This window comes from Pseudomonas sp. G5(2012), from assembly GCF_000408945.1.
Taxonomy (GTDB): domain Bacteria; phylum Pseudomonadota; class Gammaproteobacteria; order Pseudomonadales; family Pseudomonadaceae; genus Aquipseudomonas; species Aquipseudomonas umsongensis.
The window spans coordinates 19,172-28,394 of record NZ_APIO01000046.1; the positions used below are offsets into that span (position 1 = coordinate 19,172).

A 9,223-nucleotide genomic window follows, 5' to 3' on the forward strand; every position below is an offset into this window, starting at 1 on the left:
AACCTGTCCCCCTCAGGGAATTCTCCCTCGAAGGGTGGCTGATATGTTTGTCGTACCCAAGCCACAACAGAACTACCTCCTGGCAGCGCTTCCGGCGCCAGCGCTGGAACGCCTGCTCCCCCACCTGGAGCCTGTCGAACTGTCACTGGGCGAAGTGCTCTATGAGTCCGGTGGCGCCCTTCGGCATGTCTACTTCCCCACTGACGCCATCGTGTCGCTGTTGTACGTGATGGAGAACGGCGCCTCCGCCGAGATTTCGGTGGTCGGCAACGAAGGCCTGATCGGCGTTGCCGTGTTCATGGGCGGCGAAAGCACACCCAGTCGAGCCGTTGTGCAAAGTGCCGGGCAAGCTTTCCGGCTACCCGGCCAGCAACTCAAGGACGAGTTCAACCGCCATGAAGAAATGCTGCTGCTGATGCTGCGCTACACCCAGGCACTGATCACGCAGATGGCCCAGACGGCGGTGTGCAATCGTCACCACGCCATCGACCAGCAGCTGTGTCGCTGGTTGCTGCTGTCGCTCGACCGCCTGCCGGGCAATGAACTGACCATGACCCAGGAACTGATCGCCAACATGCTTGGCGTACGCCGCGAAGGCGTGACCGACGCCGCCGGCAAGCTACAGCGCCTGGGCGTCATCGAATATACTCGGGGACACATCAAGGTCCTGGACAGGGCTCGTCTGGAGGAGCTGAGTTGCGAATGTTACGCCGTGGTCAAGAGAGAAACCGAACGCTTGCTGCCCTACTTTCCGATACGGCGCGACAAACCAAAGGAGTGAAACCCGTGACGGACACCCTCAATCCAGGCAGATTGAAGATGTTAGCGGTTTGTGCCGCGATGCTGGCGGCAGGCCAGTCGCTCGCGCAGGATCACCTAGAATCGATCGTCAGCGACGCCGTGCGCCCCGTCATGCACGCCCAGGGCATTGCCGGCATGGCCGTGGCCGTCACCGTCAACGGCAAACAGCAATATTTCAACTATGGCATAGCGTCAAAAGAGACCGGCAAGCCGGTGACGCAAGACACCCTGTTCGAGATTGGCTCGGTCAGCAAAACCTACACCGCCACCCTCATCGCCTACGCCCAGGCCACCGGCAAACTGGCCTTGACCGATAAGGCCAGCAAGGTGCTGCCGGCTTTGCGCGGCAGCGCGTTCGACCACATCAGTGTGTTGCAGCTAGCCACCTACACCGCCGGCGGGTTGCCCCTGCAATTTCCTGCCGAGGCGGATTCGGCCGATAAGATGCTCGGCTACTACCAGCAATGGAAACCGGTATATCCCGTCGGCAGCCAACGGCTGTATTCGAATCCCAGCATCGGGTTGTCCGGCTACCTCGCCGCCCAGGCCATGGGTCAGCCCTTCGATGACGCCATGGAAAACACCCTGCTGCCCCAACTCGGGCTGAAACACATCTGGACCAAGGTGCCGCAGGATCAAATGGCGCTGTATGCCCAGGGCTACGACAAGGCGGACAAACCCGTGCGGGTCGGGCCGGGAGCGCTGGATGCCGAAGCCTACGGGGTGAAAACCAGCGCGGCGGATTTGATTGGTTTTGTCCAGGCCAACCTCAAACCGGCCAGCCTGGACAAGCCCTTGCAACAGGCTATCGCCTTGACCCATACCGGTTACTACAGCGTCGGTGATATGACCCAGGGACTGGGGTGGGAGATGTACCGTTACCCGATCACACTGGATCGACTGCTGGCGGGTAACTCGACGCCAATGGCCATGCAGGCGCATCAAGTGCAGTGGCTGAATCCGCCGCAAGCGCCGTCAGGGAATCTGTTACTCAACAAAACCGGGTCGACGGGTGGGTTTGGGGCTTATGTAGCGTATGTGCCCTCGAAGGACATGGGAGTTGTGATTCTGGCCAACAAGAATTATCCGAATGCAGAGCGGGTGAAGATTGCTCATCAGATTCTGAGCGCTTTGGCCCTGTAGGAGCGAGCATGTCGAATCGTCGCACCGTCGCGATGGTCGTGAACGATAACGCGTAAAACCAGATGCTCCGCGTCGCCCTCGAGTTTTTCGCGAGCATGCTCGCTCCTACAGAGGATTAGCGCTATTGCGGGGGGGCGATGTTGTCCAGCGCCCGTTTTACCAGTCACTCCCCACCCACTGGAAAACCTGTTTCCAGCGCCACCCAGACTAATCATCCGGCATTTCCGGTGGCTTGGCCGGTTTTGCCGGCTTGGCGTTTTTGGCGGCCTTGGCAGCCCCTTTGGGCGGTGGGGTTTCGGCAACCGGCGGAGGCGTGGGGGCCGCGGCTTCCTTCTCGGTCGCCGGCAAGGCATCGATGGTGGCGAAGATTTTCTTCAGGTCGACCGACTTGGATTCTTCCCCTGAGCTTTCAAGTTTCTTCTCGCCGTCCTTGCCCACCAGGATCACTTTGGGCAAGGCGCCGGCCCCCAGTTTCAGCGCACGGATCAACGCCATGGTGTCCTGTTGGCCGAGGTCCTTGCCGTCCAGTTGGCCGGACATGTTCAGCACGCTGTACACCCTGATGTTGCGGTCAGCGACACCCTGTTTGTTGGCGGGATCTTCCAGCGATTTTTTCAGGTTGACCCAGACGGGGTCGACGGTGCTCGGGGCAATCACGATCAGCGGCCGGGCCCTGCCCTTGTCGATATCCAGAGGTGAATCGCCATCGGCGGCGAACAAGGGGCCGGCAATCGCCAGCAAGGTAGCCAGGGTCAGTGACCTGATGAGCATGCGCATCTCCTTTTGATATCCACGCTCTAATGATTGCGCATCGCGGCGTTCGTTCCGGTGACGCTCGGCAAATGTGTTTCGCCTTGCTCCAAGCTTAGGCGAGGGCGGTCATTGCGCAACAGGCTGGACTAATCTGAAAACGGGCAGCCATGGCGGAGGACGGCGGGTGTATTTCGACGACCCGGATGGGCATCTACTGGAGATCTTCACCCGCGAATGAGGCCCCTTCCCTGGCGGCCACTCAACCCTGCATCATGAAGGCGCCTGGCGGAACCCGTTTTCGCAGCTTCTTGCAGCTACCGGCGGGGGGCTGGTGGCCCGGTGGGCGATCAGGAAACCAGATGCGGCATTGACCCGGCGGTGGCCAATGGCCGCGTGGAATCGCAATCTCATCGGACACGGGCCCTGGCTCGGCGGCAGCCACCTGAAATTGTCCTTCTGGCCGTGGCGTGGCAGTCGCCGCAGAGTCGGCCACCCGAGCGAAATTGCCGGCAAGCGGCCCCGTGTTCTCCAAGGCTGCTCCAGCCGCGGCGAGTTCTGCTTCGCGGCGACTTTGCGCCTCCTCCTCGCGTGCCTTCTGCAAGGCGAGCAGGTCCTCCTGGGCCTTGGGTGGGGTCCCCGAAGCCTGGGCCTGCTGCGCCGCCTGGATCAGTTGGAAGTTGCGGTTGCGCAACTGGACATTGCCACCAACCCGCATGTTCGAGCGCATCGCCAGGGTTTCAGCTTGCTGATATTGCCCCTGTTGCAGGCGCAGCACACCGAGGTAATGCAGGGTCGCGGGATTGTTCGGCTGGATATGCAGGGCACGCTCCAGCGTGGCTGCGGCCTGGTCCAACTGGCCATTTTCGTACTGGCGAGAGGCGGTTTCGATCAGGGTGGTGGATGCGCTGTTACTTTGCGCGGGCGCTGTTCGCTCGCCAGCCTGCGAGTAAAGCGACGCGATGGCGCAGCACGCCAGGATGAGGCTCGGCAGAAAACGCTTGGTTGGCATCAGGGGCAGACTCGGCTGATCTCGGACGGCACTGCCATGAAAGCAGGCCACCAGCACTGCTCGGAAACTCCGATACAGGGCCTCTGTTGACCCGGTTATCGCCATGAAGTTCCCGAGGCAACGCCCCCTTCACGCCGTGTTCGACTCGTCAATCTTCCAGTCAATCCCTGGACTTATAAAGATCATTAAAATTTTCAGCTTAAAAAAAATGAACTATACCCAACTGGGCAAGTTTGCCTGCCATGACAGATCGTCAAAACAGACCAGGAGCCACTGGGCATGAATGTTTTGAAAGTTGCTGCAAGCGATGCCGTCCTGAATTGTTTCCATACCTCTCGCCCGATTGTTGCCCTGGATCAGACCGACTTTACCGATGTCGCCGCCGCGGTGCTGACCGTAGACGATGTAATGGGTGGCGCGCTGGATGCCATTCAACGAACAGGCTTCGACATCCCGCTGTTTCTGGTGGTGCCTCGCGGCGGTGCCGGCAATCGGGCACTGGATGTCTACAAGCGCCTGCACGAGGTAATCCTGCTGGTCAACGGTGTGTTCGACCTCTCCAGCTACAACGCCGAGTACTACGGCAACCAACTCGAAACCGCCGCCAAGGCCTACGAAGAAAACTTGTTGCCGCCCTTCTTCGACGCCCTCAAGCACTACACCGAGGCCGCCAATGCGACCTTCGCCTGCCCCGGTCACCAGGGCGGCCAGTTTTTTCGCAAGCACCCCGCCGGCCGCCAGTTCTTCGATTTCTTTGGCGAAACCCTGTTCCGCGCCGACATGTGCAACGCCGACGTCAAGCTCGGCGACCTGCTGATCCACGAAGGCCCGGCCCTGCAGGCGCAGAAGCATGCCGCGACAGTGTTCAACGCGGACAAGACCTACTTCGTGCTCAACGGCACATCGGCGTCGAACAAAGTGGTCACCAATGCCCTGCTGACGCCTGGCGACCTGGTGCTGTTCGATCGCAACAACCATAAATCCAACCACCAGGGCGCATTGATCCAGGCCGGTGCCACGCCGGTGTACCTGGAAACCGCGCGCAACCCCTACGGCTTTATCGGCGGCATCGACGCCCACTGCTTTGAGGAAAACTACCTGCGCGAACTGATCAATGAAGTCGCCCCGGACAAGGCCCGGCTGCCGCGGCCATTTCGCCTGGCGATCATTCAGTTGGGAACCTATGACGGCACCATCTACAACGCTCGCCAGGTGGTCGACCGCATCGGCAAGTTGTGCGACTACATCCTGTTCGACTCGGCGTGGGTGGGCTACGAACAGTTCATCCCGATGATGAAGGATTGCTCGCCCATGCTGCTCGAACTGGGTGAAGACGACCCGGGTATTTTCGTCACTCAATCGGTGCACAAACAGCAGGCCGGCTTCTCCCAGGCGTCGCAGATCCACAAGAAGGACCGCCACATCAAGGGCCAGCCGCGCTACTGCAATCACGCGCGGTTGAACAACGCGTTCATGGCCCAAGCCTCCACCAGCCCGTTCTACCCGCTGTTCGCCTCGCTGGATGTGAACGCGCGTATCCACGCCGGGCGCAGTGGCTTGCGCCTGTGGGAAGACTGCGTGAAGTTCGGCATCAACGCGCGCAAGCTGATCCTGGAAGCCTGCACCCTGGTGCGCCCGTTCGTGCCGGAAACCATCGACGGGCGCCCATGGCAGGATCACCCCACCGACGCCATCGCCAGCGACCTGCGCTTCTTCGAATTCCATCCCAAGGATCGCTGGCACGCCTTCCCCGGCTATGCCGACAAGCAATACTTCATCGACCCTTGCAAGCTGCTGTTTACCACTCCCGGCATTGACCCGATTGACGGCAGCTACACCGACTTCGGCATTCACGCCGGCATCCTCGCCAACTTCCTGCGCCAGAACGGCATCGTTCCGGAAAAGTGCGACCTCAACTCGATCCTGTTCCTGCTCACGCCCGCCGAAGACTGGGCGAAGATGGCCCATCTTGCCGCGCAACTCGCACGCTTCGAACAGTTCATCAGCGATGACGCGCCCATGAGCCGGGTACTGCCGGCCATCTATGCACGCTTTGAAGACCGCTATCGCAACTACACGATTCGCCAGCTCTGCCAGGAAATGCACGATCTCTACCGCAGCCATAACGTGCAGCAATTGCAGAAGGACATGTTCCGCAAGGAGCACTTCCCGAAAAAAGCCATGAACCCGCAACAGGCTCAAATCGAATTCATCCGTGGCAATGTCGAGCTGGTCGCGCTGGCCGATGCCGATGGCCGTGTCGCTGCCGAAGGCGCGCTGCCCTACCCGCCCGGCGTGTTGTGCGTGGTGCCGGGGGAAATCTGGGGGGGTGCGGTCCTGAAGTATTTCCTGGCGCTGGAAGAAGGCATCAACGCGTTGCCCGGGTTCACCCCGGAACTGCAAGGCGTGTATCTGCAAGAGCAAAGTGGCCGTACCCGTGCCTATGGGTATGTGCTCAAGACCTGATCCGCGACACTTGAACAGGGCAAGGAGTGTGCGATGGCTGATTCAAGCAAGAAAATGAGCCTGATGGGGCTCACCACGCTGGTCACGGTCAACATGATGGGTTCAGGCATCATCATGCTCCCCACCAACATGGCCCAACTCGGTGCAGTCTCGCTATTGTCGTGGATTTTCACGGCGATCGGCTCGATGGCCATCGCTTATTGCTTCGCCCAGTGCGGGGTGTTCTGCTCACGGTCCGGCGGGTTGTCCGCCTACACCGAGGAAGCCCATGCGAAGTCGGGGTTCTTCCTCTGCTCGTACCTGTACTTCCTGTCCCTGGCGATTGCCAACGTCGCCGTCGCGATCTCGGCGGTGGGCTACATGAGCGCCTTCCTGCCCTGGCTCAGCGGTGGTGCCATCCCGCTGTTCGTCGGCACGGTCGCGCTGATCTGGATCACCATCATCGCCAACTTCGGCGGCCCGAGCATCACCGGCAAGATCGGTGCTTTCACCGTGTGGGGCGTGATCATTCCGGTGGCGGGCCTGAGTATCATCGGCTGGTTCTGGTTCGACGCCAAACTGTTGGAAGCCGCCTGGAACCCCAACGACCTGGCCATCTCCGAAGCCATCGGCAAGGCCATCCCCCTGACCCTGTGGGCCTTCCTGGGCATGGAGTCGGCAGCCCAGGCCACCGATGCGGTGGAAGACCCCAAGCGCAACGTACCGCTGGCCTGCCTGTTCGGCACCCTGGGCGCCGCCACGGTCTATGTGCTGTCGACCACCGTCATCCAGGGCATCATTCCCAATGCCGAGCTGGCCAATTCCTCGGCACCATTCGCGCTGGTCTACGCCAAGATGTTCAACCCGTTGGTGGGTAACATCGTCATGGCCCTGGCGATCATGGCCTGCGTTGGCTCGCTGCTGGGCTGGCAATTCACCCTGGCACAAACGGCGAAGATGACCGCCGACCAGAACCTGTTCCTGAAGCTGTTCAGCAAGGTCAACGCCAGCAACGCACCGGTGATCGGCATGATCGTCTGCGGCGTGTTGCAGACAGTCATGGCCGTGTCGACCATCTCACCCGATGCCGCTGCGCAGTTCAGCAAACTGGTCAGCCTGGCGGCGGTGACCAACCTGATCCCCTACATAACGGCGCTGACCGGCTTGCTGGTGATCATGCACAAAGCCCAAGTGGGGCCCGCGGTGTACTCGCGCAACCTGGTGGTGCTGCTGGTGGCGGTGGCCTACTCGTTGTACGCCCTGTATGCCTGCGGCAAGGATGCGGTATTTGGCGGCACACTGGTGCTCGCCTTGGGTTACCTGCTCTATGGTTTCCTCGCCAAGCGTTTCGTCGACGTGCCAGCCGCCGTCCAGGCCAGGACCGGCAATGTTTAGGCATCGCAACCAGGATTGCACCGACATTCCTACACGGGGGAACCGGACATGAACGCACCCTTTGCAAAAACCACACGCCTGCTGCTCGCCCTGGTGTTTACCGCGCTGCCCATGGTGGCGGGTGCCAACACCCTGGAGCGCATACGCGCCAGCAACGCCTTTACCCTGGGTTACGTGCCTGATTTGGCGCCCTTCAGCGTTGCGCAGGGCGACAAGGCCAGCGGCTATGCCATCGACCTGTGCCTGAAGATCGCCGACAAGCTCAAGACCGAACTCGACCTGCCCAACCTGCAGGTGCGCTACCAGCCCGTCACGTCTGCCGAGGAGACCAGCGCGGTGAAACTGGCCAAGGTCGACATCCTCTGCACCCCCACCCCGCCTACCCTCGAACGGCGCAAGACCATCAGTTACTCGATACCGGTATACACCGCCGGCCTCTCGGTGCTGGTGCGCAAGGATGCCGCCGAACCGCTGCTCAACGCGCTCAACGGCAAGGAAGCTATCCCCGGCCCGACCTGGCGGGCGACAATCAACCGCGGCCTGGCCAACCAGACCTTTGCCACCATCGAGGGCGGTGTAGTCGAAGACTGGATTCGCGAACAGATGCGCATGCTCGGCGTGATCGCTTCGCTGGTGACCGTGGCCAATACCGAAGAAGGGGCCGGGCTGGTGGCCGCGCGCAAGGCCGATGCGTTCTTCGCCGAACGCATGTTTCTGAAAAACCAGGTGGAAAAAGGCGGCGCCAACAATGACCTGATGGTCCTGGACCGCATCTTCGAGTACGCCCCGGTAGCCATGATCGTCGAACGCGGTGACGAGGACTTCCGCCTGCTGGTGGATATGGCACTGAGCGAGGCCTATCGTTCCGGCGCCATTGAGCAGGCTTACGACAAGTACTTGGGCGGGATCAACGAGACGATGAAAAAGCTGTTCAAGGTGTATGCATTGCCTTGAACTGCATGGTTTTTTTGTGGGAGCGAGCCTGCTCGCTCCTACATTGATTAGAACGCCAGTTTGTAGCCGATCAGTACCAGCATCGTCGCCAGGCAAGGGCGCAACCATTCATCGGAGATGCGCCCGGTCAGGTGGCTGCCCAGGTAAATCCCCGGCAACGAACCGACCAGCAAGTAACCGAGCACGTGCCAGTCCATATTGCCCATGCTCGCATGGCCAAGGCCGGCGACCAGGGTCAGGGGCACGGCGTGGGCGATTTCCGTGCCGACCAGGCGGCGGGTCGGCAACAACGGATAGAGGATAAACAACGCCACGGTGCCCAGGGCTCCCGCGCCGATCGAGGTCAGCGCGACCATGGTGCCCAGCACCAGGCCGGTGATTACGGTCAGGACATTCAGGCGCGAGCCGCTGGGCTTGTAGTTGCCTCCGGCGCGCTTGTGGGCGAAGTCGAGCAGGCGCTTTTTGAACAGGATCGCCAGCGCCGTGGCGAACAGGACAAAACCCAAGGCCTGCTTGATGATCGCGTTCATCGCGTCGGGTGCTTCGTTCAGGCTGCTGAGGAACCACAACGTCAACATCACCGCCGGCACGCTGCCGAGGGTCAACCATCCGGTGATCGACCAGTCGATATTGTTGTTCTTCCTGTGGACCAGCACGCCACTGGACTTGGTGATGGCCGCGTACAGCAAATCGGTGCCGACCGCGGTGGCCGGGTTGATGCCG

The 9,223-nt window shown here is 61.0% G+C and carries 8 protein-coding genes and 1 pseudogene; 6 read left to right on the forward strand and 3 right to left on the reverse strand.

What is annotated here, in order from left to right:
• The first annotated feature begins 43 nt into the window (after positions 1-43).
• Together PG5_RS15930 and ampC are read left to right on the forward strand one after the other, a co-directional pair.
• The gene (locus tag PG5_RS15930; RefSeq protein WP_020798139.1) at positions 44-781 is read left to right on the forward strand and encodes a Crp/Fnr family transcriptional regulator; all 738 of its coding nucleotides are present in this window, start codon (positions 44-46) and stop codon (positions 779-781) included.
• Positions 782-819: 38 nt separating this feature from the next.
• Positions 820-1,944 (forward strand): class C beta-lactamase, encoded by a 1,125-nt coding sequence (gene ampC, locus PG5_RS15935; protein ID WP_052024694.1) that lies wholly within the window; start codon positions 820-822, stop codon positions 1,942-1,944.
• Positions 1,945-2,151: 207 nt separating this feature from the next.
• On the opposite strand, the gene PG5_RS15940 is transcribed toward ampC, so the two are convergent.
• Positions 2,152-2,715, reverse strand: a complete 564-nt coding sequence (locus PG5_RS15940) for a DUF4174 domain-containing protein (RefSeq protein WP_020798141.1) — start codon at positions 2,713-2,715, stop codon at positions 2,152-2,154.
• Between the two features lie 148 nt (positions 2,716-2,863).
• On the opposite strand from PG5_RS15940, the pseudogene PG5_RS34910 reads away from it, so the two are divergent.
• A pseudogene (locus tag PG5_RS34910) lies at positions 2,864-2,935 on the forward strand (VOC family protein); the annotation flags it as partial.
• A gap of 21 nt (positions 2,936-2,956) precedes the next feature.
• Here PG5_RS34910 and PG5_RS15945 read toward each other — a convergent pair.
• Entirely contained in the window at positions 2,957-3,706 is a 750-nt protein-coding gene (locus PG5_RS15945; protein WP_020798142.1) for a tetratricopeptide repeat protein, read from the reverse strand.
• A 279-nt stretch (positions 3,707-3,985) separates the two neighbouring features.
• Here PG5_RS15945 and speF point away from each other — a divergent pair, with 279 nt between their 5' ends.
• The 3 genes from speF to PG5_RS15965 are packed head-to-tail and all read left to right on the forward strand — an operon-like array spanning position 3,986 to position 8,500.
• A complete protein-coding gene (gene speF, locus PG5_RS15955) occupies positions 3,986-6,172 on the forward strand; it encodes an ornithine decarboxylase SpeF (protein WP_020798143.1) in 2,187 nt (728 codons plus the stop codon).
• 33 nt (positions 6,173-6,205) lie between these two features.
• Positions 6,206-7,546 carry a putrescine-ornithine antiporter gene (gene potE, locus PG5_RS15960; RefSeq protein ID WP_020798144.1) on the forward strand — a complete coding sequence of 447 codons (1,341 nt, stop codon included), beginning with the start codon at positions 6,206-6,208 and terminating at the stop codon, positions 7,544-7,546.
• Positions 7,547-7,594: 48 nt separating this feature from the next.
• The gene (locus tag PG5_RS15965; protein ID WP_020798145.1) at positions 7,595-8,500 is read left to right on the forward strand and encodes an amino acid ABC transporter substrate-binding protein; all 906 of its coding nucleotides are present in this window, start codon (positions 7,595-7,597) and stop codon (positions 8,498-8,500) included.
• Positions 8,501-8,547: 47 nt separating this feature from the next.
• On the opposite strand, the gene PG5_RS15970 is transcribed toward PG5_RS15965, so the two are convergent.
• The coding region (locus tag PG5_RS15970; protein ID WP_042955438.1) for a sulfite exporter TauE/SafE family protein at positions 8,548-9,223 on the reverse strand (676 nt) is incomplete at its 5' end.